Origin of the sequence: Gaiella sp., from assembly GCF_039915195.1 — a bacterium.
Classification (GTDB): Bacteria; Actinomycetota; Thermoleophilia; order Gaiellales; family Gaiellaceae; genus Gaiella.
On sequence record NZ_JBDSNT010000043.1, the window covers coordinates 12,885 to 36,751 of the forward strand.

Below are 23,867 nucleotides of genomic sequence, written 5' to 3' on the forward strand. Positions count from 1 at the left end.
ACCTTACTCGGTGGCGGTGACGACAGGGACGTTCAGGCGCATGTCCATCGGCCAGCGCTCGAGAGGATAGTGGCAGGCGACCTGGTGGTCGGGCGAGACCTCGTCGAACGCAGGCGTGTCCACATCGCAGGTCCCCTCGTGGAATCGGGGGCAGCGCGGATGAAAGTTGCACGCAGACGGCGGGTTGACAGGGCTCGGCACGTCACCCTCGAGCATGACGGGTCGGCGCGCACGTCCCTTCTTCGGGTCGGGGATCGGTACCGCCGAGAGCAGCGCTCCCGTGTACGGATGCTTCGGGTTCGCATACAGCTCGTCCCGACTAGCGAGCTCGGCCGGCTTCCCGAGGTACATCACCATCACGCGGTCGGAGATATGCCGGACGACGTTGAGATCGTGCGCGATGAAGACGTACGTGAGCCCGAACTCCTTCTGCAGGTCCTTGAGCAGGTTCAGGATCTGCGCCTGCACGGGGACGTCGAGCGCCGAAACCGGCTCGTCGCAGAGGATCAGCTTCGGGTTGACCGCCAGGGCGCGCGCGATCCCGACGCGCTGGCGCTGCCCACCCGAGAACTCGTGCGGAAACCGGTTGTAATGCTCCGGGTTGAGGCCGACGACCTCGAGGAGTTCCTGGACGCGGCGCTTCTGCTCGGACGGCGTTCCGATGCCGTGGATCTCGAGCGCCTCGCCGACGATGTAGCCGACCCGCTTGCGCGCGTTGAGCGATGCGTACGGGTCCTGGAACACCATCATCATGTTCCGCCGATACGGCCGCATCTGGCTGCGCGAGAGCTTCGTGATGTCGGTTCCCTCGAAGGTGATCTTGCCGGAACTCGGTTCGAGGAGCTTCAGGATGCAGCGAACGAGCGTCGACTTACCGCACCCGGACTCGCCTACGATCCCTAGCGTCTCACCGTGATGGAGCGAGAACGAAACGCCGTCGACGGCCTTCACCGTCGCGACCTCCTTCTGGAAGATGATTCCCTGCGTGATCGGGAAGTGCTTGGTCAGATCCTCGACGACGAGCAGTTCGTCTCCGGTGACGGTCGTCATACCGCCGCTCCGCTCGCAAGAACCTCGTTCAGCGAGGCAGCCTCACGCTCCTTCGTAGCCGAATCGAGATGGCATGCGTCCTCGTGGGAAGCGTCGCCCACGAGCGGTGGTTCCGCCTCGCGGCACACGGACATCGTGTACTCGCACCGGGGGTTGAACCGACAGCCCTTCGGCGGATTCAGGAGCGACGGTGGCTGGCCAGGGATCTGAACGAGCCGCTCGACGTTGACGTCGAGGCGCGGTAGCGATCCCATCAGGCCCCACGTGTACGGGTGACGCGGCCGACTGAAGATCTCCTGCACCGGGGCATGCTCGACGACCTTGGCGGAGTACATCACGACGATCTCGTCGGCGGTCTCCGCGACAACGCCGAGATCGTGGGTGATCATGATCAACGCAGTCCCGAACTCGTCCTGCAACTTCTTGATGACGCCCAGGATCTGTGCCTGCGTCGTCACGTCGAGCGCCGTCGTCGGCTCGTCGGCGATCAGCAAGTCTGGCGAGTTGATCAGGGCCATCGCGATCATCACGCGTTGGCGCATGCCCCCCGAGAACTGATGGGGGTAGTCGTCGACGCGCCGGGTGGCGTGCGGGATCCCGACGACCTTGAGCATCTCGAGAGACCGCGCACGCGCCTCCTTCTTCGTCATGTCGTTGTGGAGGAGCGCCGCTTCCTCGAGTTGCTTCCCGATCTTGTGCACGGGATTCAACGAGGTCATCGGATCCTGGAAGATCATCGCGATCTCGTTGCCACGAATCTCCCGCAACCGCTTGGCGTCCGTGGTCAGGAGATCCTCGCCACGGAAGAGCACCTGTCCCGTGGAAGTCGCGACCTTCCGGTCGTTCAGACCCATCACCGTGAGGCACGTAACGCTCTTGCCGCACCCGGACTCGCCGACGATGCCGAGCACCTGGCCAGGCTCGACCGAGAAGGTGACTCCGTCCACGGCGCCCACGAGGCCGTCGTCAGTCTTGAAGGTCGTCCGCAGGTCACGGACGTCCAGGAGAGGTGCCATACGCCGCTTGCCCCCTAGGTCAGTCTGATCCGGGGGTCGACCCAGGCATAGAGAAGATCCACGATGAGGGAGAAGATGATGATTGCGACGGCACCGAAGATCACGACGCCCTGCAAGGTGGGTAGGTCGAAGCGGGAGATGGACTCGAGGGCCGTGCCGCCGAGGCCGTTAAGCCCGAAGACAGCCTCGATGAAGATCGCGCCGCCGAGAAGCAGGCCGATATCCATGCCGACCAGAGTGACGACCGGAAGCATCGCGTTACGAAGGATGTGCGAGCGCATGACCTGGCCCTCGGGCGCGCCCTTCGCGCGCGCCGTGCGGACGTAGTCCTGCGACATCGTGTCCATGACCTCGGCCCGCACGAACCGGACGTATGTCCCGGCGACGACGATCGCCAGCGTGATCCACGGCAGAATCATGTGGTACGCCCACTGGCCGAGCCCACCGCAGGTCGAGGCTTCGGGCACGCTCACCACCTCGCAGTAGCCGGCAACGGGCGTCCAGCCGAGTTTGTAGCCGACAATGTACGAGAGCATGAGGGCGATCCAGAAGGATGGCAGCGAGATGCCGATCAGGACGTACGTCATCGCGGTGCGATCGAGGAGCGACCGCGGGCGCAATGCGGAAAGGATGCCAATGGGAATCGCGACAGAGAGGACGATGATCATGGCGCCAAAGACAAGCGATGCAGTGATCGGAGCGGCGCGGAAGATCTCCTTGTTCACCGACTGCCGCGTCACGAACGACTGTCCGAGCGAGCCCTCGAATACGAGCCGCTTCAGGAACGAGCCGTACTGGATGTAGACCGGGTCGTTCAATCCGAGGAACTCCTCGACCTCTCTCACCTTCTCGGGTGTTGCCGACTGACCGGCGGCCAACCGCGCCGGGTTCGCCGGCACCAGGAAGAAGATCACGTAGGTGACAAATGTGACGGCGAGGAAGAGGACAGCCGCCCAGAGGAGCCTACGGATGAGGTAGCGAACCATTGGTGTGGAAGCCTAACTGATCGAGAGGGAACTTTGTAACCGTCTTGGTGGGAGGGGCGCATATGTGCCCCTCCCACCGCAACGGTGATTCCGAGCTTCGATCCTTACTTGACGCAGATCTGCGTGAGCAGGCTGCCCTGGATCGACGTGTAGCCGTAGCAACCAACCTTCTTGCTGGTCAGCACGCGCGCGTTGGTCGAGATGTACGGAGCGACCGGGGCCGCATCCTTCATCAGGGCCTTGTCGAGCGCGGCGTACGCGTTCAGCCGGGGCTGACCCGCGAGGCCGTATGCCTTATCCATCAACGCGTTGTACTTCGGGTCGTTGAAGTACGAGACGTTGACGTTATTGTCGGGCTGGATCCGGCGGCCGTCGAGCAGCACGTTGATGAAGTTCGCGGGATCCGGGTAGTCCATTCCCCAACCTTCGTACGTGAGGTCGAACGGCTCACCCTTGGTCGCGGACTTCTCGTGCTGGACGACACGGTCGAGGAGCTTGATCTCGACGTCGATGCCGATCTGCTTCAGGTTGAACTGGGTCGACTGCGCGATGGGCGGGCCGACGCCGACGTTCGACGTGTACATCACGGCCTTGCCGTCACGCGTCTTGCCATTGGCGAGCGCCTTCGCCTTCGTGTAGTTCGGGCCCTTGAGCGAGTAGATGTCGGCGTCCTTGAAGCCCGGCATCGAGTAGGGCAGGAACTGATCCGTCCGCTTGCCGGCGAGGTAGCCGTGCTGCGCCGTCATGAACTTGCGGTCGAGGGCGTTCGAGACGGCCTGGCGGAGCGCCGTGTTGCCCGTGAAGATCGGGCGGGTCGTGTTCATCGCGATGTACCACAGAACCGACTGCGGCTTCACGAAGAACTGGCCCTTGTTGAGGCCGTACTTGTCGTAGAGCTCCTTGGCCTGCGTGGGGGGGAAGGCACAGAGATCGGCCTCGCCCTTCTCGCACTGAAGGCGCTGCGTGGCCGGGTCTGCGCCGACGATCCAGCGGACCTGGTCGAGGTTGTTCTTGAAGCCGAGCGACTTGAAGGGCTCGACGCTGTTCTTCCAGAACGGGTTCCGCACCATCAGGGCGGACGTCTTGGCGTTCCACTCCTTCAGGTAGTACGGGCCGGCGGAGACGGTCGGAGCCTTGACGCCATCTGCGGTGAACGCCAGATTGGCCGGAACGGCCGCGAAGAACATCATCGACATCCGGGCCATGAAGTCCGGAGCGACCTTCTTCTGGACGACGACGAACGTCGACGGATTCGGAGCCTTCCAGCTCGCGACGTCATCGAGGAACGACGAGGCCGGAGACTGCATGGTCTTGTTGACGCCACGATCGAAGGCACGCTTGAAGTTCGCCGACGTGACGGCCGTGCCGTCGCTGAACTTGAAGCCCTTCTTGATCGTGAAGGTGTAGGTCTTGCCGTTGTTGCTGACCTTCGGCATGCCCTGCGACGCCATCGGGCTAAGACGGCCACCGGCCGCGCCCTCGACGTGCGGGTAGTACAGGAGGGTCAGCTGTGACGCGGACATCATCGTCCACGTGTGGCTGAAGTACGACAGGCCTGGATCGACGTAGTCGAAGTCGCTGCGGCTCGTGATCGTGATGGACCCGCCGGCCTGCTTCTTCGAAGCTGCCTGCGTGCCACCCGATGCCGAACCCGCGAGCATCGCAGCGACGAGCATGGAGACTCCGATCGCGCTCATCGCGACGGAGCTCAGGATGCGTCCCTTCATTTCACTCCTCTCGTTTGTTGGCCGGCGAGCTTCCACCGAACCGGGGCAAGGTGTCGCCCATCACCTTGGACGGACGACGTGTGTGTTTGTTAGCTGTTGCGGAGAAAGTGGCTGACGACCGGCCCTACATCCGAGAGCGCGGATCGAATGCGTCGCGGAGGCCGTCGCCGAGGAGGTTGAACGCAAGCGTCGTCATGACGACCAACACACCGGGCCAGACCATGAGCAGCGGCCGGGTCGTGTAGTACTCGGGGGCGGTCGAAAGCAGGTTGCCCCAGCTCGGCGTCGGCAGCTGGATTCCCACGCCGAGGAACGAGAGCGCTGCCTCGCCGAGGATGAAACCTGCGACGACGAGGGTCGAGTAGACGATGATCGGCGCGACGAGGTGCGGCAGGAGGTGTGACTTCATGATGCGAAAGTCGCTCGCACCCGTCATGAGCGCAGCTTCGACGAACTCCTTCTCGCGCAACGAGAGCACCTTGGCGCGGACGATCCGGGCGGGATAGAACCAGCCAAAGACCGCAAAGACGAGCACGAGCGTGACGACCCCGGGGGCGACGACCCCTCCGAAGGTCACGTCGTTCAACCGGCTGCCGGCGGTGCTCGCGAGCGCGATGACGAAGAGGAGTGCCGGAAACGCCATCGTGATCTCGGTCAGGCGGGACACCACGGTGTCGATGGTGCCGCGGTAGTAGCCGGCCATTGCACCCATCGTGACGCCGATCAGCATCACGAGAATCGTCGAGGCGATCGCGACCTGGAGCGAGACCCGGCCGCCGTAGAGGAGTCGCAGGAACTCGTCGCGCCCGAGGGTGCCGTCGCCACCGAGGATGAGCAGCTGCTTCTCCCCCGTTTCGAAGTTCGTCACCCATGACCCCGGGCCGACGGGGAGGAACCCGCTGTCGAGGCCATCGGTATGGATGTCACTCGGGCCGTGGCCGATCAGCTTCTCGGCGAACCAAGCTCCGGGGTAGGTAACTAAGACGAGAAAGACGAGGAAGAAGATACTCGCGAACGCGACCCGGTCGCGGCGAAAGCGGATCCAGACGCCTTCCCAGTAGCCTCGCGCCTTGATCGCGGTAGCGACGTCGTGCTCGGCCGTCGCGTCGAACTCCCCTAGCGCTTCGAGCTCACCGGGCGTCGAGACCGTGCGACCGGAGAGGTTGTCGACATACTCGCCGCCGCCGTCCTGCAACTCGGCGATGGTCGCCGGGGTGAAATCGTCTGGTCTATTGCTGGTTGTCGACATCGCAGTTCGGGACTATATACCCGCAAACACCCGTTGTACCCGCAAACACCCGTTGTACCCGCATACACCCGTTCGGTGGTCAGACGGCCGGCGAGGCTAATTGTTAGTTCAGCGCCTCGGCGCCACCGACCACCTCGAGGATCTCCTGGGTGATCGCTGCCTGACGGGCACGGTTCATCTGCAGCGTGACGCTGTCGATCAACTCGCCCGCATTCTTCGAGGCGTTCCGCATCGCTGTCATCTGCGCACCCTGGAACGAGGCTGCCGATTCGAGCAGGGCACGGTAGATCAGGGTCTCGAGGTAGACCGGCAGGAGACGGACGAGAATCTCCTCTGGCTCGGGCTCGAAGATGAAGTCGCCGCGCATGGCGTCATCGCGGGCCTCCTGCTCGTCCGTCTCGAGCACATCGGGCGAGATCGGAAGAATGTCGACATCCGTGACACTCTGCGTCAGCGCGGAGACGAACGTGTTGTAAACGAGCACGACGCGGTCGACTTCCTGATCCGTGTAGAGCTGCGCCACGCGGTGAGCGATCGCCTGAGCGTCGGCATAGGTCGGGCCGTCGGAAAAGCCGACGAACGCGTCGCTCGCGTCACGACCGCGGAACGTCAACGTCGAACGGCCCTTCTTGCCGACCGGGACGAAGCGAACCGTCTTCCCCTCGTCCAGGAGTGCCTTCTCGAGATTGAACGAGCGACGGATGACCTGGCCGTTGAAGGCGCCAGCGAGTCCGCGGTCTCCCGTCAGCGGAACGATCAGGACCGTCTCTACCGATTCGCGCTGCTGCAGCAGCGGCAGGCTCCGAACCGATGAGGCTGCTCGACCGACGCCGCTGACGAGATCGCTCATCGTGTCCGCATACGGCCGCATGGCCTCGATCCGGACTTGCGCACGGCGGAGTTTCGCTGCGGCGACGAGCTCTAGTGCACGCGTGATCTTCCGCGTGCTGGTGACGGACTTGATCCGCCGCTGCAGGTCCTGAACGGTTGCCATCAGTGGTCACCGCGGGAAGCTCGGGGCGACTTCCCCGGCGAAAACCGAGCGGGCCGAGGACGCAGGAAGCGCCCATACCGGGTCGTATGGGTGCGACCGAGGACGACGGCATGCGAAGCGTTTGCAGCCGCGTGAAGGGGTGGCGAGGTTCCCGGGGTGCCCACTAGCCGACGAGACCCTTCTCCTCGACGATGTCGAAGCCCTCGACGAACTTGGCCAGAGCGTCGTTTAGCTTGGCCACGGTCTCCTCTCCGAGATCCATCGACTCGCGAATGGTGTCGTAGATGCCTCCGCTCGAGCGGAGCGTCTCGCGCAGGTCGTCCTGGAATCGTGGCACGAGGCTGAGAGGAACGCGGTCGAGATAGCCGTTGTTACCGGCGTAGATCGCGACAACCTGCTCCTCGAAGGGCCACGGCTGGTACTGCGGCTGGTTGAGCGTCGCAACCATGCGGGCTCCCCGACCGAGCGCCTGTTGCGTCGCCGGGTCGAGCTCCGAACCGAACTGGGCGAATGCCTCGAGCTCGCGGAACTGGGCCAGATCGAGGCGCAGGCGACCGGCGACCTTCCTCATCGCCTTCGTCTGGGCGTTGCCGCCGACGCGGGAGACAGATGTGCCGACGTTGATGGCCGGCTTGACTCCCGAGTAGAAGAGTTCTGAACCGAGGAAGATCTGCCCGTCGGTGATCGAGATCACGTTCGTCGGGATGTAGGCCGCGATGTCGCCGGCCTGCGTCTCGATGATCGGAAGCGCCGTGAGCGAGCCGCCGCCCAGCGAGTCGTTGAGACGGCAGGCGCGCTCGAGAAGCCGCGAGTGGAGGAAGAACACGTCCCCCGGGAATGCCTCGCGGCCCGGCGGGCGACGCAACAGCAGCGATAGCTGCCGGTAGGAGTCCGCGTGCTTCGAGAGGTCGTCGTAGATGACGAGCGCGTGCTTGCCCCCGTAGAGGAAATACTCGCCCATTGCGGCGCCGGCGAACGGAGCCATCCACTTGATTGGCGCGGCCTCCTGTGCAGGGGCAGAGATGATGATCGTGTAATCCATCGCACCCTCATCACGGAGCTTCTCGTAGACCTGCGCGACCGTCGATGCCTTCTGGCCGACTGCGACGTAAATACACACCACGTCGCCGCCCCTCTGGTTGATGATCGTGTCGATCGCGACGGCGGTCTTGCCGGTGCCTCGATCGCCGATGATCAGCTCCCGCTGACCACGGCCGATCGGGATCATCGCGTCGATCGACTTGAGACCCGTCTGGAGCGGCTGGGTGACCGGCTGTCGCTGGATGACGCCCGGAGCCTTGAACTCGAGGGGACGCCTCTCGGCTGCCTCGATCGGGCCCTGACCGTCCAGCGGGTTTCCGAGCGGATCGACGACGCGCCCGAGCATTCCCTCACCGACGGGGACGCTCATGACCTCACCAGTGCGACGCACGGGTTGACCTTCCTTGACGAGCTGCCACTCGCCGAAGAGCGCCACGCCGACGTTGTCCTCCTCGAGGTTGAAGGCAATGCCGACGACGCCGTGCTCGAACTCGAGACGCTCGAGCGAAACGCAGTTCTCGAGGCCGTGGACACGCGCAATGCCGTCGCCGACCTGCAGCACAGTGCCGACCTCGGACAGGTCCGTCTCGACGTCGTACTGCTCGATCCGGGTCTTGAGGATCGAGGTGATCTCTTTGGGCCGTAGCTTCACGTTTTCTCCTTCGTTACCTGGTAATGAGTTCGTGGCGGAGACGCTCCAGGCGGCCGCGCACGCTGGCGTCAACGCGCAGCGAGCCGGCCTGCAGGATCATGCCGCCGACCAACTCAGGGTCGACTTTTCGGGATGCCTCGACGGTGCGCCCTGAGGCTTCTTCGATCTGCGCGACGATCGAGGCAGCCTCGTCATCGGACAGCTCGAACGCCGTGGTGAGTTCGACCGCAACGCGTCCCTGCGCGCGGTCGACGAGCGCCTGCAGTTCGTCGCGCATGCCGAGGATCTCTCCCGCCCGCCCCTTTTCGGCGACGAGTCGCAGGAAGTTGTGGACGAGCGGATCGGCTCCGTCGGAGAGCTCTCCGAGGACACCGACCTTGGCGGCGGGCTCGACCTGCGGGTTCGTGAGAAACGCCGTCAGCTCGGGTGACCCCGCGACCGCGTCGGCGAATTCGGAGAGATCCCGATGCACGGCTTCCAGGCGACCCTGCTCCTCCGCCGCCTGGAACAGCGCACGGGCATACAGGCGTTCCGCGACTGCCATCGGGCTAGCGCCTCGCCTCAGGCAGAGAGGCCTCGCTGCCCGAGTGGCTCGCGGACGGCCCAGGCGCACCCGGGACAGGCTGCGCCAGTCCCCTACGGGGGTTCCGGTGGAAGACTTCTGGGCGCATCAGCTTCTCCCTCGCTCGAGCGCGGAGAAGTCGAGGCCCTCGATCGCCTCACCGATCAGGCGACGCTGGTCATCCGAGTCGAGCACCTTGCCGACGACACGCTGCGTCGCCTCGAGCGTGAGGTCCGCGACCTCGCCACGGATCTGATCGATCGCTCGTGCTGTCTCGGCGTCGATCTGCTTGCGGGTCTCCTCGAGACGCCGCTGACGCTCGACCTCGGCCTCGTCTTTCGCCCGCTGAATCTGGTCGTCGGCGACCTTGCGGGCCTCGGCCAGGATCGCTGCGGACTCGGACCGGGCCTCGGCGAGGATGGCACGATTCTGCGCGAGGAGCTCACGCGCCTCGTCCCGGGCGTTATCGGCCTCCTCCACAGCCTCGCGAATGCGATCCCGCCGAGCATCGATGGTCTTCTGGATCGGGCCGAACGCGTACTTCCTGAGCACGAAGAACGTGATCCCGAACGCAATCAGCGTCCAGATCATGAGGCCGGGAACGACCTTGATCAGGTCGTTGCTCGACTCGGCTGCGAGGACGGTGAACATCGGCTCAGACGAGGACGTATGCGAGAAGGCCGCCGATGAGGCCGTAGAACACGACCGCCTCGGTGAGGGCGAAACCGAGCCACTGGATTCCCTGCAGCTCACCCTTCAACTCGGGCTGACGGGCGACGGCCTGGATCATCGAGCCGAAGATGTTGCCGATGCCGACACCGGCGCCGAGGGCGCCGAGACCGATACCGAGGGCCAGGGCGATCGCCTTACCGGCGTCGGCGACGTCGCCTGTGGTCTCCGCGAGGAGAAAGAACGAGGACAGCATTACGGTGATTCCTCCTTAGTGCTCCGGCTCGATGGCCGAGCCGATGTAGATGGCAGACAGGGCAGCGAAAATGTAGGCCTGGATCGAGACGACGATCACGACCTCGAACAGATAGAAGACGGTCGAGAGAAGAACGGAGAACGGGAAGATCCACGGGGTGACCAGGAAGATGAGGCCGATGAACGTGAGGATCAACATGTGTCCGGCGAGCATGTTGGCGTAGAGACGAACGGAGAGGCTGATCAGACGCATGAACTGGCCAAGGATCTCGAGCGGGATGATCAACGGGTAGAGCGCCTTCGGCACATCGGGGATCCAGCTCTTGAGGTACTTCATCAGACCGTTCGCGCGAATCCCCTCGATGTGGGTGAACATCCACGTCATGAACGCGAGCGCGAGCGTGACGGAGAGCGTCGACGTCGCGGCGAAGATCGCGAGCGTCGGCACCTCGACCCCGAAGATCTTCCATTTCTCATCCGAAAGCGGGAGCGGGATGAAGCCGATCATGTTGACCACCCAGATGAAGACCATCAGCGACGCGACGTAGGGGAACCAGCGGCCTATCGCCTTCGTGGGTAGGCCCTGCTCTGCGATCTGCACCTGCGCGACCTCGTAGATCGTCTCACCGAGCGCCTGGCGCTTCGTCGGCTCGGAGCCGACCTTGACGCGCATCAGGAAGATCCCGATCACGCAGGAGACGACGGCGCCGAGCAGGAGGTACGCCACGGCCTTGTTGATCGACATGTCGATCGGCCCGATGTTGATCTCGACCCACGGGTGGAGCGTCCACTCGGAGGCGGGGTTGAATTTCTCCTCCTCGGCGGTCTCCCCGGCCGCGAGCGCGACTGCGGGCAACGCGAGGAAGAGCGCCATGCCGATCGCGAGGAGACGCTTCATGCTTTGGCCTCGGCGCCGAAGAACGTGACGAGCGAGACGGCGAGCTCGAGGGTGTACGCGAGCACGTAGAGGATCGCGGCGGCGGCGCCGACGCGCGAATCGGCGACGGTGACCGCCACCAGAGGTATGCCCACGATGAATGCTCTGAATCCCATGCCGATGCCCCTCACTCCTGAGGCGGCGAGGTTACCCTCATCGAGCGGGAGACGCGTCAGTAGGTAGCCGAGCGCCTGCGCGGCGGCCCAGAGGACAGCGGCGAGGGCCCAGCCTTTCAGCGGCCAGCCGGCGATCGCGAAGACCGGGAGCGCGAGCACGATGAGGCCTGTCCCGGCGAGCATCGGTGCCAGTCGTCCGGGCACCGGGCGAGGCTTCGAGTAGAGGTCTGCGATCACGAAAACACCTTGTAGACGACGAACACTGCGAGCGGGATTCCGACAATGGCGCCGATCAAAAGGCCGAGGCCCGCTGCACCGATGGCCCAGCCGACGAGCGCTCCGACAGCCATCGCGGCGGTGCTGGTGCCGACGAGGAGCCCAGAAGCGGTCGCGAGCGAATGCGGGCTGGTGGGCGTCGTCGCGACCATTCGGCTGGAGCATATCAGGCTGCTTGTGACAGCCGATCGCCGCTGTTTCAGCCAAAAATGAGACCATTCGTCACATGGTCGCGCAGCGCCCACGGATCGTCTTCGTCCACGGCAGCGTGATGGGCGGCCGCCCGACGTGGAGTGGGCAGCGCAGCCTCGGAGATCGCTTCGAGATCGATGTCGTCGAACGACCCGGCTTTCCTCCAAATCCCGACGTCGACCACGTCGATTTCGAGGAGCACGCGGCGCTTCTCGCGGGCAGTCTTTCCGCAGAAGCGCATCTCGTTGGCCACTCCTACGGCGGACTGATCTCGCTGCTCGCGGCGGCCGCCGTACCGGACCGCGTTCGCTCGCTGACGGTGATCGAGCCGCCGGCGACGGGGATCGCCGCGGGAGATCCCGCCGCTGACGCGTTCACACGAGAGGGGATCGAGTGGTGGCAGAATGGCCCGACCGAGGACCCCGATGCGTTCCTGCGCGGATTCCTCACGTACGTCGGCTCCGATTACGTCCCTCCCACGCCCCTGACGAGCCGACTGGCGCAAGGTGCGAGGACGCTGATAGTCGAGCGCGGCCCCTGGGAAGCTGCGATCCCGTTCGACGTGCTCGCCGCAGCGCCGTTCCCCACACTCGTCGTCTCGGGTGCACACCACGCCGCCTTCGATGCGGTGTGCGACGTACTCGCCGCGCGGCTCGGCGCAGAGCGCCTCGAGCTGCCGGGCTACGGCCACACGGTGCAGCAGCATCCCGAGTTCAACGAGCGGTTGGCCGACTTCGTGCTGGGAGCCGAAAGCCTGGCGAACGGGTGAGGACCGCCACCTGCAACCCGGTGGAGGCTTCCTCCGCCAGCGTCACGTAACAGCCCTATGCACTCTTCTGCTCGCTGCGCTCCCGCTCGGCGATCCGGCGCCGGACACGCGGGTTGCCGAGCTTGACGATCTCGAGCAGGTAAATGATGTACACGGAGAACCCGAGCGCTGCAAGGGCGATGGCGACGACGGTGGCCGTCTCCCGCGGATGCCATTCGCCCCCTTCCCGGAACGGGATGAACCGGGTCGCGAGCGCCGCCGCCCCGAGGGTCGCAGTCCAGGCCCACATCGTTACCGCTGCCCGCCGCTGACTGAACCCGATGTTCAGAAAGCGGTGGTGGAGGTGCGACTGGTCGGCCTCGGAGATCCGCTGGTTGTACTTCAGCCGCTTCAGAACGACGAACGAGGTGTCGATGATCGGCACGGCCAGCACGAGCAGCGGAAGGAAGAGCACGACCGTCGAGGCGGTCTTGAGCAAGCCCGCCACCGAAATGGCGGCCAACGTGTACCCGAGAACGAGCGCTCCCGAGTCTCCCATGAAGATCCGCGCAGGGAAGAAGTTGTGCCGGAGGAAGCCGATGCAGGCACCCGCAACGATCGCCGAGAGGATCGCGGCGTCGACCTTGCCGAGCGAGAGCGCCAGCACGGCGAACGTGATGCCCGAGATCGCGCAGACACCTGACGCGAGCCCATCCATGCCGTCGAGGAAGTTGACCATGTTCATCACCGCCACGATCCAGACGATCGTGATCGGCACACCGACCCAAGGGGGCAGGTCGACCGCGCCGAGGAACGGCAGTGTGAAGTGATCGATCCAGACGCCGAACGCCGTCGGAATAGCCGCGGCCAGTACCTGCCCGGCGAGCTTCGGCAGCGGTGCAAGTCCACGAAAGTCGTCGATCGCGCCGACGACGCATGCAACGGCGGCGCCGAGGAGGATCCCGCGCATCTCGCTCGACAGGTCGAGGAAGGCGAGGGACGGCACGAGAATTCCCATGAAGATCGCCAGTCCACCGAGCCGCGGGATCGGCCTCCGGTTGAGCCGTCGCTCGCCCGGGTTGTCGACGACGCCGAGGAGCCGAGCCATGCCGCCGACCGCCGGTGTGAGCAGGACAACGATCAGCAGAGCGATCGCGGCGCCATAGAGGACCTGCGGATCGGCCCGAAGCGCGTCCATCAGATGGTTGATCGGTAATTGGGGTGCGTGTCGGGGAGGGCATGCACCAAGCAGCGTGTTCGGCTCGATCTGCGGTAAGGCGGGCTTGCCTTGGGGTAGATCGAGCCGGACACGATGCGCAGAGTGCAGGCCCCCAACCGCGCGTGCACCAATTGCCGATCGACCATCTCAAGCTACTTCGTGCCGTAGAGCCTGTCGCCTGCATCACCGAGGCCCGGGACGATATAGCCCTTCTCGTTCAGCCCACGGTCGATCGAGGCAACAACGATGGCCACATCGGGGTGCTCGGCGTGAATGCGCGTGATCCCCTCGGGCGTTGCGATGAGGGCGATCAGCCGGATCGAGGTCGCTCCCGCCTCCTTGACCGTGACAACCGCCGCCGCGGTGGAGTTGCCGGTCGCGAGCATCGGGTCGAGCAGGAGGACATCTCGATCGGCGATGTCGTTCGGCAGCTTCACGTAGTACTCGATCGGCTGCAGTGTCTCCTCATCCCGGTACAGACCGATGAAGCCGACGCGGGCCCCCGGGATGAGCGACAGGACGCCGTCGAGCATCCCGACACCGGCGCGCAGGATCGGGCACACCGCCACCTTCTTGCCCGAGATCCGGCGGGCCGCCATTCGCTCGAGCGGGGTCTCGATCTCGACGGCCTCGTCGGTGAGCGTCTTCGTCGCCTCGTAGGTGAGCAGGAGCGTCAACTCGTTGACGAGCTGACGGAACATCTGGGTCGGTGTCGTCACATCCCGGAGAAGCCCGAGCTTGTGACGGACGAGCGGGTGGTCGACCTCGATGACGGAGGCGGTACTCACGTCACGTACGTGGTGTAGCCGCGGAATCCGGGGTAGAGAGGTCTCTTGTCGCAGAGCGCGACGCTGCGCGCTCCGAGCGCCTCGATGTCGGCTCCGTCGGAGAGGGCATCGACGATGATCCGTCCGACCTCGCGGAAGTCATCCTCGTCGAACCCACGCATCGTCGCGGCCGGCGTTCCGATGCGCACCCCGGAGGCAACGGTCGGCGGGCGCTCGTCGAAGGGCACCGTGTTCCGGTTCGTCGTCAGCTTCGCTGCATGAAGTCGTTCCTCGGCATCCTTTCCGGTCCACTCGGTGCGACGGAGGTCGAGCTGGAGGAGATGGGTGTCCGTTCCGCCGGTCAGCACGTCGAGCCCTCCGGCGATGATCTCCGCCGCAAGCGCGTCGGCGTTGGCGCGGACCTGGGTCTGGTACTCCCGGAAGGCTTGAGAGCCTGCGATCTTGAAGCAGGTCGCCTTTGCGGCGATCGCGTGCTCGAGCGGGCCGCCCTGGAGGCCGGGGAAGATCGCGCGGTCGATCGCGCTCGCATGCTCTTCCCGGCACATGACGAAGCCCGCGCGCGGCCCTGCAAGCGTCTTGTGGGTCGTCGAGGTGACGACATCACAATCGGCGACCGGGTTCGGATGCAGGCCGGCGGCAACGAGTCCCGAGAAGTGCGCCATGTCGCACCAGAGGAGCGCGCCGACCTCGTCCGCAATCTTGCGGAACTCCCAGGTCTCGACGGTGCGGGGGTACGCCGAGCCACCACAGAGAATCACCTTCGGCCGGTGCTCCTTCGCGAGCGCCAGCACCTCGTCATATTCGACGAGGCTGGTCTCACGCGAGACGCCGTAGTGCACGATCGTGTAGAGCCGCCCGGAGAAGTTGACGCTGAGCCCGTGCGTCAGGTGCCCCCCGTGGTCGAGCCTGAGCGAAAGAACGGTCTCTCCCGGCTTTATCAGCCCGAGGTAGACAGCCATGTTGGCCTGCGCGCCGGCGTGCGGCTGCACGTTGACGTGCTCGGCACCGAACAGTGACTTCGCCCGGTCGATCGCGAGCTGCTCGATCTGGTCGACGATCTCGCAGCCACCGTAGTAGCGCTTGCCCGGATAGCCCTCGGCGTACTTGTTCGTGGGCACCGATCCAACGGCCTCGAGGACGGAAGGCCAGGTGAAGTTCTCCGACGCGATCAACTCGATCTGGTCGCGTTGACGGGCGAGCTCCTGCTCGAGCAGGCTGGCGATATCGGGGTCGATCTCGCCGAGAACGCCCGTCCGGAGTTGGTCGAGAGACGTCTCCGAAATAGACATGCAACGATGCTACTTCACCGGCCCCTGCAGCCGGTACGTCGAGCGAGCCCACGACGGGAGTCGATGGCGGTGCGGAAGCCGCGAGGCTATTGACCTCTCGTCAGCGGGGCGTGGTCGGGCGGTGATGATTCCATGAGGGCGTCGGCCAGGGTACGAAGGGCCTGCTTCGGGTCACCCGCGCCGGCGCGGAGCACGACTGGCGCAGCGCCGGTGAGATCGATAACGGTCGACGGAGTACCGGGCAGCCCTCCACCGTCGACCTCGAATGCGACCCCTGCGCGGATCTCGGCAGGAACCTCCTCCAGGCGACACGGATCCGGTTCACCAGGGAGGTTCGCGCTCGTCGCAACGACGAGTCCGACATTCCGGACGATCGCGGCTGCGAGACCGGCCAGCGCAGGAACGCGCACGCCGATCGTCTCCGGGCGTGCGGCCGAGAGCCAGCTGAAGCGCTGCTCCGGGTTCGGGACGACGAGCGTGAACGGCCCGGGCAGAAGTGAGCGAATACCTGCTGAGGCGATGCCGCCGAGACCCGGGATGCTTGCGAGCACGACGTCGGTGTCGGCGGCGATCACAGCGGTCGGCTGGATCTCCACGCGCCCCTTGAGGCGGTACAGATCAAGTGCTGCCTCGCGACTGGCTGCGAGGCAGACGAGCCCGTAAACCGTGTCGGTCGGCAGTAACGCAAGAGCCCCGGCCCGGAGATCCGCAGCCATCCCCGCGACGTCGGTCACCGCCAGACGCCCTCGACGACACGGTCGATGCCCCGGAGATCCGGCGTCACGCGAACATCGTGGAGGCCGAGCTTCTCGAGAAGGTCAGCGGTGGTCTCGGCCTGCCCGGCACCGACCTCGAGAACGATCCCCCCGCCCGCGGCCAGGACGTCGACCGCGCCACGCGCGACCGCCGCAACTGCACCGTCTGCCGTCAGTGCCTCGTGCGGCTCCCAGTCACGCACCTCTGGCTCGAGATCCGGGACGTCGGCTGCGTCGACGTAGGGTGGGTTCGAGACGACGAGATCCCAGGGACCGAGAGGGAGACCGTCGAAGAGATCGCCCTCGAGGAAGTCGACCTCGAGTCCTGTACGCGCCGCGTTGTCGGCAGCGAGCGCAAGTGCATCGGGCGAGAAGTCGAATCCGGAGACGCGCGCGCCCGGGCACTCGTCCTTGAGGGAGAGAGCGATCGCGCCGGAACCGGTACCAACGTCGATCACGCGCGGCGCGTCCCTTCCGTCGAGAAGCAGCAGGGCGCGATCGACAAGGATTTCGGTCTCGGGACGGGGTATCAGCGCCCGCGGATCGACGTTGAGCATGAGGCGGCGGAACCCCCACTCACCGAGGACGTACTGGAGCGGTTCGCGTGCGCCTCGGCGTACGACGAGCTCTCGCGCCGAGTCGAGCTCGGACGGCGTCAGTGGGCGCTCGAGCGCCATGTACAGCTCGATTCGCTCGAGGCCGAGTGCCTTCGAGAGGAGCCGCTCCGCGTCGAGCCGCGGGGTCTCCGATCCTCGCGCAGCAAGGTAGTCGGTTGAGCGGCGAAGGACGGTACCGATCGTGCTGGGGCCTTCCGGCGACCCCGACGTCATACGCCGGCGGCCTCGAGCGAGAGGCGCCGATCTTCGGCCTGGATCGCCTCCGTGAACTCGCCGAGGTCGCCGTCGAGAATCTGGTCGAGCCGGTGCACGGTGAGCTTGATCCTGTGGTCGGTGAGCCGGTTCTCGGCGAAGTTGTACGTGCGGATCTTCTCCGCGCGCTCACCGGTGCCGATCTGCGACTTCCGGGCTGCCGAGAGCCGTGCCTGCTCCTTCTCGCGCTCGAGCTCGTAGAGCCGTGCGCGGAGGACTCTCATCGCCTTCTGGCGGTTCTGCAGTTGCGACTTTTCGTCCTGCATCGCGACGACGACGCCCGTCGGCAGATGGGTGATGCGCACGGCCGAGTCGGTCGTATTGACGCTCTGGCCTCCGGGACCCGTCGACCGGTAGACATCGATCTTGAGGTCACTCTCGACGATCTCGACCTCGACCTCCTCTGCTTCGGGCATCACCGCGACGGTCGCAGTCGAGGTGTGAATGCGCCCCTGGGACTCGGTTTCGGGAACGCGCTGGACGCGGTGCGTCCCTCCCTCGTACTTGTAGACGGAGAACGCGCCGTCGCCCTTGACGGCAAAGACGACCTCCTTGAACCCTCCGGTCTCGCTCTCGTTCGCGGAGAGGATCTCGGTCTTGAATCCTCGACGCTCCGCATACCGAGAGAGCATCCGGAACACGTCGCCCGCCCACAGCGCCGCCTCGTCTCCTCCCACTCCCTGGCGGATCTCGACGATCACGTCCTTCGAATCGGCCGGGTCGCGCTCGACGAGGGCCGCCTTGAACTCCTCCTCGAGCCGGGCGATGTCGCCCTCGAGGTCTCCCGCCATCGATGCGAGCTCGGTGTCGTTGCGGACATCCTCGAGATCCGCCCGCGCCTCCTGCCAGGCGACCGCGAGCTTGTAGGGGGTTTCGAGCTCCTTCAGCCGTCGACCGACGTCCGCCGCCTCCCGGTGGTCGTTGTAGACCGCAGGGTCGGAGAGCCGGGCCTGCAGCTCCGTGTAGGAGCGCTCGAGCTCCTCGACGAGTGGTTCGATTCCGGCCATGCGCCGATGGTAGCCGGGCTAGGCGACGGGCTTCCGCCCCTGTGGATTCCTCTAGGCGAGCGAGGCCGACACGCCAACCGTGGCGATCCCACGGATCAGCGCGGAGAACGGGCAGCCGACGTCGGCCGCCTCCGCCGCCTGGGCGAACGTCGCCTCGTCGCAACCGGGCACCTCGCCACGCACCTCGATCTGGGAATGGATGATCTGGTGTCCCTTCCCCTCAACCTCGTCCATCGTGACGATCACCCGCGTTTCAAGGCTTGTGGGGGGCGTCCCGCCTTGCGAGAGCTCGGTCGCAAGGGACATCGTGAAACACCCTCCGTGAGCGGCCGCCAGCAACTCCTCCGGGCTCGTCTTCTCCTCCGGCACGCTGATGCGGGACGCAACGGTGAACGCAAGGTCGGCGAAAGCCGTTGAGGTTGCCGCACTCAACACGCCTCCGCCTCGGGCGACGTTTCCCTGCCACGTTGCTTTGGCCTCACGAACGATTCTGGGCACCCGGACTCCTCCTTCGATCGGATCGTGCGCGCGGCAACAGCCGCTACGCCATTACCTCAACGCGGGACTCGGCCCGCAACGCGTCCTCACTCTCCGCCTGTTCGACGCGAATGACCTCTTCGAGCGCACGGATCGAGACCTCGATCTGATCGAGGTCAGGCTGTCGCGTCGTCAGCCGCTGCAACCAGAGGCCAGGCGCAAGAAGCGACATGAGCACCCGGTTGTCCTGATGCTTGCCCGCGTAGCGGATCAGCTCGTACGCGAGACCGGCGATGACGGGCAGGAGGAGAATCCTGCTGATGATCAGCCAGTACCAGACCGGGCGACCGACGAACGCGAAGACGAAGATGCCGATCACCATTACCCATAGCAAAAAAGCAGTTCCGCAACGTGGATGGATCAAACTGAACTTCTGCACCTTCTCCGGTGTGAGCTCGGAGCCCGCCTCGAGCGCGTTGATCGCCTTGTGCTCGGCAGCGTGGTACTGGAAGACCCGCTTGAGATCGGGCAGCAGGCCGATCAGCACGATGTACAGGATGAAGACGGCCACCCGGATGAGCCCCTCAACGACGACGAACAAGTAGGTGCCGTCGATCGGGAGCCAGCTCGTAAGGAGCGCCGGGCCTACCTTGAACAACATGAGCGCGAACCCGATCGCAAGCACGAACGAAAAGATGATCTGTCCCTTCGAGATCTCGGTCGAGACCTCGGCAGGCTCGCCCTCGGCCCCCTCCTCCCGTTCCTCCTGCATTGCGTAGTTGGCGGAGATCGCGAGCGCGCGAAAGCCGATCGCGAGCGACTCGCCGAGCGCGATGACGCCGCGGATCACGGGCAGACGCCAGACCCGGTGCCGCTGCATCGGGGAGGTGACCTTCGTCGTGACGGCGACGATCTCGCCGTCGGGGGTGCGGACGGCGACGGACCACACTGCGGGGCCGCGCATCATGACCCCTTCGAGTACGGCTTGACCGCCGTACGAAACGCTCATCGAACGTCGCGCGGCAGGAAGAGGAAGGCTAGCCGCGAAACGCCCGATGAAATCTCTCTGGGCGCGCTGCGCGCACGAGGACAGCCTGCCAACACGCGAACCTTAGCCGCGGCGGGGGCCGCCGGACTTCTCGAGCCGGCGCTGGAAGCGCTCGACCCGACCGCCCGAGTCCATCAGCTTCTGCTTGCCCGTGTAGAACGGGTGGCAGTGCGAGCAGACCTCGACGTGCAGCTCCGGCTTCGTAGAACGAGTCATGAACTCGTTGCCGCACGAGCAGGTTACGTGCGCGAGGACGTACTCGGGGTGGATGTCCGTTTTCATCGCCCGGCCAGAATAGCAGAGGCGATATCCGTGCTCACGTTGCCTCCGGAGACGACGGAGACGACGCAACCGCCTTCGACCTTCCCCGCGAGGCAAGCTGCAGCTGCCGCCGCGCCTCCTGGTTCCGCGGCGAGCTTGGCACGCTCGTAGAGGAACCTGAAGCCGGCCCGGATCTCGTCGTCCGTGACGAGCACGACCTCGACGCCTAGCCGGCCGCACACGTCCACGGCGACCGTTCCTGCGAACGGAGCCGTCAATGCATCGGCGATCGTGCGAGGTGTCAGGGGCACCGGCTCGCCGGCGGCGAGCCCAAGGGCGAGCGCATCCGAGTGCTCTGGCTCGACGGCGATGACCCGCACGCCGTGCGGAACACATGCCGCAGCGATCCCGGTGACGAGCCCGCCTCCGCCGCAGGCAACGACGATCGTGTCGACATCGGGGACGTCCTCGAGAATCTCGAGCCCGACGGTTCCGGCTCCCGCGATGACGACCGGATCGTTGAACGGGTGGACGAGCACGCGACCGGTCTGCTCCTGAAGCTCCTCGAGGCGCGCGAATGCGCCTGTGGGATCCGCAGCCTCGAGATCGATCGCGGCCCCGTAGCTCCGGGTGGCGGCGATCTTTGCAGGGCTTGCGCTCGCCCACATGACGAGGAGCGCGTCGACTCCCTCGGTGGCTGCTGCCCACGCGAGTGCCTGAGCATGGTTTCCGGCCGACACGCTGATCACACCGCGCTCGCGCTCCTCGGCAGAGAGCGCCCTCACCCGGTTGAGCGCACCTCGCGCCTTGAACGAGCCGGTGCGCTGAAACAGCTCGGCCTTGAGATGTTGTCTCGGCCCAAGGCTGCGGGAGCTGAGCGTCGGCGTTCGATGAACCGCTCCCCTGATGGTCGCGGCCGCGCGGGCGACGTCGTCGGTGGTGATGACGACCTCTGGCATCAGCTGATCGTAGTCGACCGCTCCACCGGCGAGAATGTGGACATGGAGGACGACCAGCCGCTCCCGATCCGCATCGTCGTCACCGACGATCTCGCGCGATCACGCGTGACCGTCTTCTTTCGACTCTTCCTTGCAATCCCGCATCTTCTCGTGCTCGCCCTCTGGGGAATCGCCGCCCTTGCTGTGACCTTGATCGTGTGGATTGCCCTCATCTTCAGAGGGAAGGCGCCCCGAACCCTGCAGGAGTTCGTAGCGGCATACGTTCGCTACGCAACGCAGGTGAGCGCGTACCTCTACCTCGCGGCAGCGCCGTACCCGTCGTTCGGCGGAGCCCCTGGCTACCCGATCGACCTCGAGATCGAGCTCGCTTCGCGGCAATCCCGCGGCAGCGTCGCAGCACGGCTCGTGCTCGCGCTGCCCGCGCTCCTGCTCATCACGATCCTCGGTAGCGGAATGTCCGGCGGAAGCTCCGCGAACATCACCTCGACGACGTCGGGCGGCGACTGGTGGCTGAACGCCTGGACCGTCGGCGGTGTCTCGACGACGGCGGCCGTTCTGGCGTGGTTCGCAATCCTCGCGCGAGGCCGGATGCCGATCGGCCTGCGCGACCTGCTCAGCTACTGCATCGGTTACACCGCCCATGCGACCGGTTACGTCCTCCTCCTCACCGATCGCTACCCAACGACGGATCCAACTCGCGTCGTTCCCCTCATCGAGTTGCCGACGCATCCTGTGCGACTCGAGCTCACGGACGAGATCCGCCGATCGCGCCTGACGGTGTTCTTCCGCTTCCCGCTCGCCGTGCCACACCTCATCTGGTTGCTGCTCTGGACCATGGTGGTCATTGCCGTCATGCCGTTCGTCTGGCTGATCGTGGTCGTGATCGCTCGCCTGCCCGTGCCGCTGCATCGATTCTTCACGGCGTGGATTCGCTACTCCACGCACGTGATCGCCTTCCTCTACGTGATCGGTGGGCCGTTCCCCGGCTTCACCGGCCGCGCAGGCAGCTACCCCGTCGACATCGCGTTCGATCCACCACGGTCGCAGCGCCGCGTGGTCACGGCGTTCCGGGCGATCCTCGGGATCCCCGCGTTCCTGCTCGCAGGGGCGTTCGGCTCGGTTGCGCTGCTCGTCGGGTTCCTCGGCTGGTGGGCTGCGCTCGTCACCGCTTCGATGCCCGAGGGCCTTCGCAACCTCGGTGCCGTGAGCCTGCGGTACTCGGCGCAGGCAAGCGCCTACGTATTTCTCGTCACCGAGAGCTACCCCTATGCGGCGCCCGCAGTACGCGACCGGCCCCGTGATGTGCAGCTCGGGCTTCCACTCGAGGCTCCAGGCCCCGATCTGACCGCGATGGAGGCGCTCTGAAGCTGAGTCGGACGCTACAGCTAGGCCTTGTCGCGATCGCCGGCGTCGTCTGGGTCTGTTGTGCAGCGCTTCTTCTTCGTACCGCGGTTCCTTCAGACCTTCCAGCAATTCGCGTCGACAGCTCAGAGGTGTTCGGGAAGGCCCTCGTTCGCCGGGCCGAGCACGTCGAGCGATTCTTCCTCGTCGTCTGGGCGCTCTCCCAGATCGCGCTGTTCACGACGCTCTGGATCTATGCCCGCCGCGGCCCTCGCTTCGCTCGCGAGTCCGCCGCCGGGCCGATCGGTACCGGGATGCTCCTTGGGATGCTCGGACTCGGGATCGTCTGGCTCGTGCAGTTGCCCTTCGGGCTACTCAACGTGTGGTGGGCGCGGCGTTACGGCCTGAGTGAAGTCGGCTACCTGAAGTGGGCGTTCGGCGGGTGGTTCGAGCTGGCAGCGGCTTTCACCTCGATCTGCGTCACGTTGCTGATCGTCATGTTTCTCGCCCGCAAGCTCGGCGAGGCGTGGTGGATTCCCGGAGCCGCACTGTTCGTCGTCATCGGGGCCGGGTTCGCGTTCGCGCAGCCGTACCTGCTTCCCGAGACGAACGCGCTCGAGGATGCTGCCCTGCAACGGTCGGCGGCCGAGCTCGAGAGGAAGCAGGGGGTTTCCGACATTCCCATCTCCGTGGAGGACGTCAGTGGGACGACGAGCCAGGCGAACGCCTACGCGGTTGGCTTCGGGCCGACGCGGAAGATCGTCCTCTGGAGCACGATGCTCGACGGGACATTTTCGGAGAGCGAGGTGCGGGCTGTGCTCGCCCACGAGATCGCGCATCACTCGAGCGATCACATCCCGAAGGCGCTCGCCTGGTTCGGTCTCTTCGCCCTTCCTGGCGCCTGGATTCTGATGCGCCTGACGCGGCGTCGCGGAGGGATGGGAGAGGCAGCAGCGATCCCCCTCGCGCTCCTCGTCGTCACCGCACTCCAACTCGCTACTGCCCCCGCGCAGAGCTGGATCAGCCGTCGCATGGAGTCCGAGGCCGACTGGAAGGCGCTCCAGACCACCCGCGATCCGGCTGCCGTACGAGGGCTCTTCCAGGGGTTTGCGAAGACGTCGCTCGGCGACCCCAGGCCGCCTCTGTGGGCTCACGTGCTCCTCGACAGCCACCCGACCCTCGCGCAGCGGGTCGAGATGGCAGCGGCGTGGTCTGCGCAACGGCGTCCGCGCTCGGGCTAGAGTCCGAACGCCTCCTCCGCCATCGCGGCGATCGTCTCGCCGATCAACATCGAAGACGTCGCACCCGGGGACGGAGCATTCCGGACATGCACAACGCCGGGGCGCCGTTCGAGCACGAAGTCCTCGACGAGCAGTCCGTCCAC

At 65.6% G+C, this 23,867-nt stretch carries 26 protein-coding genes; 3 read left to right on the forward strand and 23 right to left on the reverse strand.

Annotation, left to right across the window (positions count from 1 at the left end):
• Positions 1-3: 3 nt before the first annotated feature.
• From ABIR74_RS04200 to ABIR74_RS04260, 13 genes are all read right to left on the reverse strand, one after another.
• Positions 4-1,050, reverse strand: a complete 1,047-nt coding sequence (locus ABIR74_RS04200) for a dipeptide ABC transporter ATP-binding protein (RefSeq protein WP_348175365.1) — start codon at positions 1,048-1,050, stop codon at positions 4-6.
• Complete coding sequence (locus ABIR74_RS04205; protein WP_348175366.1) at positions 1,047-2,066, reverse strand: ABC transporter ATP-binding protein; 1,020 nt, start codon at positions 2,064-2,066, stop codon at positions 1,047-1,049. The genes ABIR74_RS04200 and ABIR74_RS04205 overlap by 4 nt, the downstream gene beginning before the upstream one ends.
• A 14-nt stretch (positions 2,067-2,080) precedes the next feature.
• On the reverse strand, positions 2,081-3,052 hold the full coding sequence (locus ABIR74_RS04210; protein WP_348175367.1) for an ABC transporter permease: 972 nt from the start codon (positions 3,050-3,052) through the stop codon (positions 2,081-2,083).
• Positions 3,053-3,156: 104 nt separating this feature from the next.
• The gene (locus ABIR74_RS04215) at positions 3,157-4,779 is read right to left on the reverse strand and encodes an ABC transporter substrate-binding protein (protein WP_348175368.1); all 1,623 of its coding nucleotides are present in this window, start codon (positions 4,777-4,779) and stop codon (positions 3,157-3,159) included.
• A gap of 124 nt (positions 4,780-4,903) precedes the next feature.
• Entirely contained in the window at positions 4,904-6,028 is a 1,125-nt protein-coding gene (locus tag ABIR74_RS04220) for an ABC transporter permease (protein WP_348175369.1), read from the reverse strand.
• A 103-nt stretch (positions 6,029-6,131) separates the two neighbouring features.
• Positions 6,132-7,022, reverse strand: coding sequence for an ATP synthase F1 subunit gamma (gene atpG, locus ABIR74_RS04225; RefSeq protein WP_348175370.1), 891 nt, complete (start codon positions 7,020-7,022; stop codon positions 6,132-6,134).
• Positions 7,023-7,185: 163 nt separating this feature from the next.
• On the reverse strand, positions 7,186-8,715 hold the full coding sequence (atpA, locus tag ABIR74_RS04230) for a F0F1 ATP synthase subunit alpha (protein ID WP_348175371.1): 1,530 nt from the start codon (positions 8,713-8,715) through the stop codon (positions 7,186-7,188).
• A gap of 13 nt (positions 8,716-8,728) precedes the next feature.
• Complete coding sequence (gene atpH, locus ABIR74_RS04235; protein WP_348175372.1) at positions 8,729-9,259, reverse strand: ATP synthase F1 subunit delta; 531 nt, start codon at positions 9,257-9,259, stop codon at positions 8,729-8,731.
• 126 nt (positions 9,260-9,385) lie between these two features.
• Positions 9,386-9,928, reverse strand: a complete 543-nt coding sequence (atpF, locus tag ABIR74_RS04240) for a F0F1 ATP synthase subunit B (protein ID WP_348175373.1) — start codon at positions 9,926-9,928, stop codon at positions 9,386-9,388.
• 4 nt (positions 9,929-9,932) lie between these two features.
• On the reverse strand, positions 9,933-10,202 hold the full coding sequence (locus ABIR74_RS04245; RefSeq protein WP_348175374.1) for an ATP synthase F0 subunit C: 270 nt from the start codon (positions 10,200-10,202) through the stop codon (positions 9,933-9,935).
• 15 nt (positions 10,203-10,217) lie between these two features.
• The gene (gene atpB, locus ABIR74_RS04250; RefSeq protein ID WP_348175375.1) at positions 10,218-11,099 is read right to left on the reverse strand and encodes a F0F1 ATP synthase subunit A; all 882 of its coding nucleotides are present in this window, start codon (positions 11,097-11,099) and stop codon (positions 10,218-10,220) included.
• Positions 11,096-11,491, reverse strand: coding sequence for a hypothetical protein (locus tag ABIR74_RS04255; protein ID WP_348175376.1), 396 nt, complete (start codon positions 11,489-11,491; stop codon positions 11,096-11,098). Before ABIR74_RS04255 ends, atpB begins: the two co-directional genes overlap by 4 nt.
• On the reverse strand, positions 11,488-11,682 hold the full coding sequence (locus ABIR74_RS04260; RefSeq protein ID WP_348175377.1) for a hypothetical protein: 195 nt from the start codon (positions 11,680-11,682) through the stop codon (positions 11,488-11,490). The genes ABIR74_RS04255 and ABIR74_RS04260 overlap by 4 nt, the downstream gene beginning before the upstream one ends.
• Positions 11,683-11,756: 74 nt before the next feature.
• On the opposite strand from ABIR74_RS04260, the gene ABIR74_RS04265 reads away from it, so the two are divergent.
• Positions 11,757-12,491: an alpha/beta fold hydrolase gene (locus ABIR74_RS04265; protein WP_348175378.1), complete on the forward strand. Its 735-nt coding sequence runs from the start codon at positions 11,757-11,759 to the stop codon at positions 12,489-12,491.
• A 55-nt stretch (positions 12,492-12,546) separates the two neighbouring features.
• On the opposite strand, the gene ABIR74_RS04270 is transcribed toward ABIR74_RS04265, so the two are convergent.
• From ABIR74_RS04270 to ABIR74_RS04315, 10 genes are all read right to left on the reverse strand, one after another.
• Positions 12,547-13,668 carry an MraY family glycosyltransferase gene (locus ABIR74_RS04270; protein WP_348175379.1) on the reverse strand — a complete coding sequence of 374 codons (1,122 nt, stop codon included), beginning with the start codon at positions 13,666-13,668 and terminating at the stop codon, positions 12,547-12,549.
• A gap of 173 nt (positions 13,669-13,841) precedes the next feature.
• On the reverse strand, positions 13,842-14,477 hold the full coding sequence (upp, locus tag ABIR74_RS04275; RefSeq protein ID WP_348175380.1) for a uracil phosphoribosyltransferase: 636 nt from the start codon (positions 14,475-14,477) through the stop codon (positions 13,842-13,844).
• Positions 14,474-15,766 carry a serine hydroxymethyltransferase gene (gene glyA, locus ABIR74_RS04280; RefSeq protein ID WP_348175381.1) on the reverse strand — a complete coding sequence of 431 codons (1,293 nt, stop codon included), beginning with the start codon at positions 15,764-15,766 and terminating at the stop codon, positions 14,474-14,476. The genes upp and glyA overlap by 4 nt, the downstream gene beginning before the upstream one ends.
• Positions 15,767-15,852: 86 nt before the next feature.
• Complete coding sequence (locus ABIR74_RS04285) at positions 15,853-16,500, reverse strand: L-threonylcarbamoyladenylate synthase (RefSeq protein WP_348175382.1); 648 nt, start codon at positions 16,498-16,500, stop codon at positions 15,853-15,855.
• Entirely contained in the window at positions 16,497-17,351 is an 855-nt protein-coding gene (gene prmC, locus ABIR74_RS04290; protein WP_348175383.1) for a peptide chain release factor N(5)-glutamine methyltransferase, read from the reverse strand. Before prmC ends, ABIR74_RS04285 begins: the two co-directional genes overlap by 4 nt.
• A complete protein-coding gene (gene prfA / locus ABIR74_RS04295) occupies positions 17,348-18,397 on the reverse strand; it encodes a peptide chain release factor 1 (protein ID WP_348175384.1) in 1,050 nt (349 codons plus the stop codon). Before prfA ends, prmC begins: the two co-directional genes overlap by 4 nt.
• A gap of 51 nt (positions 18,398-18,448) precedes the next feature.
• A complete protein-coding gene (locus ABIR74_RS04300; protein WP_348175385.1) occupies positions 18,449-18,895 on the reverse strand; it encodes an OsmC family peroxiredoxin in 447 nt (148 codons plus the stop codon).
• A gap of 43 nt (positions 18,896-18,938) precedes the next feature.
• Entirely contained in the window at positions 18,939-19,883 is a 945-nt protein-coding gene (locus ABIR74_RS04305; RefSeq protein ID WP_348175386.1) for a DUF1385 domain-containing protein, read from the reverse strand.
• A 102-nt stretch (positions 19,884-19,985) separates the two neighbouring features.
• Positions 19,986-20,204 carry a 50S ribosomal protein L31 gene (gene rpmE, locus ABIR74_RS04310; protein ID WP_348175387.1) on the reverse strand — a complete coding sequence of 73 codons (219 nt, stop codon included), beginning with the start codon at positions 20,202-20,204 and terminating at the stop codon, positions 19,986-19,988.
• A complete protein-coding gene (locus ABIR74_RS04315) occupies positions 20,201-21,142 on the reverse strand; it encodes a pyridoxal-phosphate dependent enzyme (RefSeq protein ID WP_348175388.1) in 942 nt (313 codons plus the stop codon). Before ABIR74_RS04315 ends, rpmE begins: the two co-directional genes overlap by 4 nt.
• A gap of 42 nt (positions 21,143-21,184) precedes the next feature.
• Between ABIR74_RS04315 and ABIR74_RS04320 the strand changes: the two genes are divergently transcribed.
• Positions 21,185-22,507 (forward strand): DUF4389 domain-containing protein, encoded by a 1,323-nt coding sequence (locus ABIR74_RS04320; RefSeq protein ID WP_348175389.1) that lies wholly within the window; start codon positions 21,185-21,187, stop codon positions 22,505-22,507.
• 128 nt (positions 22,508-22,635) lie between these two features.
• Positions 22,636-23,724 carry a M48 family metalloprotease gene (locus ABIR74_RS04325; RefSeq protein WP_348175390.1) on the forward strand — a complete coding sequence of 363 codons (1,089 nt, stop codon included), beginning with the start codon at positions 22,636-22,638 and terminating at the stop codon, positions 23,722-23,724.
• The last annotated feature ends 143 nt before the right edge of the window (positions 23,725-23,867 follow it).

Excerpts from the sequence above, each read along its gene's own strand:
- ABIR74_RS04200 (WP_348175365.1), bottom strand. The coding sequence starts at position 1,050 with ATGACGACCGTCACCGGAGACGAACTGCTCGTCGTCGAGGATCTGACC.
- ABIR74_RS04205 (WP_348175366.1), bottom strand. The coding sequence starts at position 2,066 with ATGGCACCTCTCCTGGACGTCCGTGACCTGCGGACGACCTTCAAGACT.
- ABIR74_RS04210 (WP_348175367.1), bottom strand. The coding sequence starts at position 3,052 with ATGGTTCGCTACCTCATCCGTAGGCTCCTCTGGGCGGCTGTCCTCTTC.
- ABIR74_RS04215 (WP_348175368.1), bottom strand. The coding sequence starts at position 4,779 with ATGAAGGGACGCATCCTGAGCTCCGTCGCGATGAGCGCGATCGGAGTC.
- ABIR74_RS04220 (WP_348175369.1), bottom strand. The coding sequence starts at position 6,028 with ATGTCGACAACCAGCAATAGACCAGACGATTTCACCCCGGCGACCATC.
- atpG (WP_348175370.1), bottom strand. The coding sequence starts at position 7,022 with ATGGCAACCGTTCAGGACCTGCAGCGGCGGATCAAGTCCGTCACCAGC.
- atpH (WP_348175372.1), bottom strand. The coding sequence starts at position 9,259 with ATGGCAGTCGCGGAACGCCTGTATGCCCGTGCGCTGTTCCAGGCGGCG.
- atpF (WP_348175373.1), bottom strand. The coding sequence starts at position 9,928 with ATGTTCACCGTCCTCGCAGCCGAGTCGAGCAACGACCTGATCAAGGTC.
- ABIR74_RS04245 (WP_348175374.1), bottom strand. The coding sequence starts at position 10,202 with ATGCTGTCCTCGTTCTTTCTCCTCGCGGAGACCACAGGCGACGTCGCC.
- atpB (WP_348175375.1), bottom strand. The coding sequence starts at position 11,099 with ATGAAGCGTCTCCTCGCGATCGGCATGGCGCTCTTCCTCGCGTTGCCC.
- ABIR74_RS04260 (WP_348175377.1), bottom strand. The coding sequence starts at position 11,682 with ATGGTCGCGACGACGCCCACCAGCCCGCATTCGCTCGCGACCGCTTCT.
- ABIR74_RS04265 (WP_348175378.1), top strand. The coding sequence starts at position 11,757 with ATGGTCGCGCAGCGCCCACGGATCGTCTTCGTCCACGGCAGCGTGATG.
- ABIR74_RS04270 (WP_348175379.1), bottom strand. The coding sequence starts at position 13,668 with ATGGACGCGCTTCGGGCCGATCCGCAGGTCCTCTATGGCGCCGCGATC.
- glyA (WP_348175381.1), bottom strand. The coding sequence starts at position 15,766 with ATGTCTATTTCGGAGACGTCTCTCGACCAACTCCGGACGGGCGTTCTC.
- prmC (WP_348175383.1), bottom strand. The coding sequence starts at position 17,351 with ATGACGTCGGGGTCGCCGGAAGGCCCCAGCACGATCGGTACCGTCCTT.
- prfA (WP_348175384.1), bottom strand. The coding sequence starts at position 18,397 with ATGGCCGGAATCGAACCACTCGTCGAGGAGCTCGAGCGCTCCTACACG.
- ABIR74_RS04305 (WP_348175386.1), bottom strand. The coding sequence starts at position 19,883 with ATGAGCGTTTCGTACGGCGGTCAAGCCGTACTCGAAGGGGTCATGATG.
- rpmE (WP_348175387.1), bottom strand. The coding sequence starts at position 20,204 with ATGAAAACGGACATCCACCCCGAGTACGTCCTCGCGCACGTAACCTGC.
- ABIR74_RS04315 (WP_348175388.1), bottom strand. The coding sequence starts at position 21,142 with ATGCCAGAGGTCGTCATCACCACCGACGACGTCGCCCGCGCGGCCGCG.
- ABIR74_RS04320 (WP_348175389.1), top strand. The coding sequence starts at position 21,185 with ATGGAGGACGACCAGCCGCTCCCGATCCGCATCGTCGTCACCGACGAT.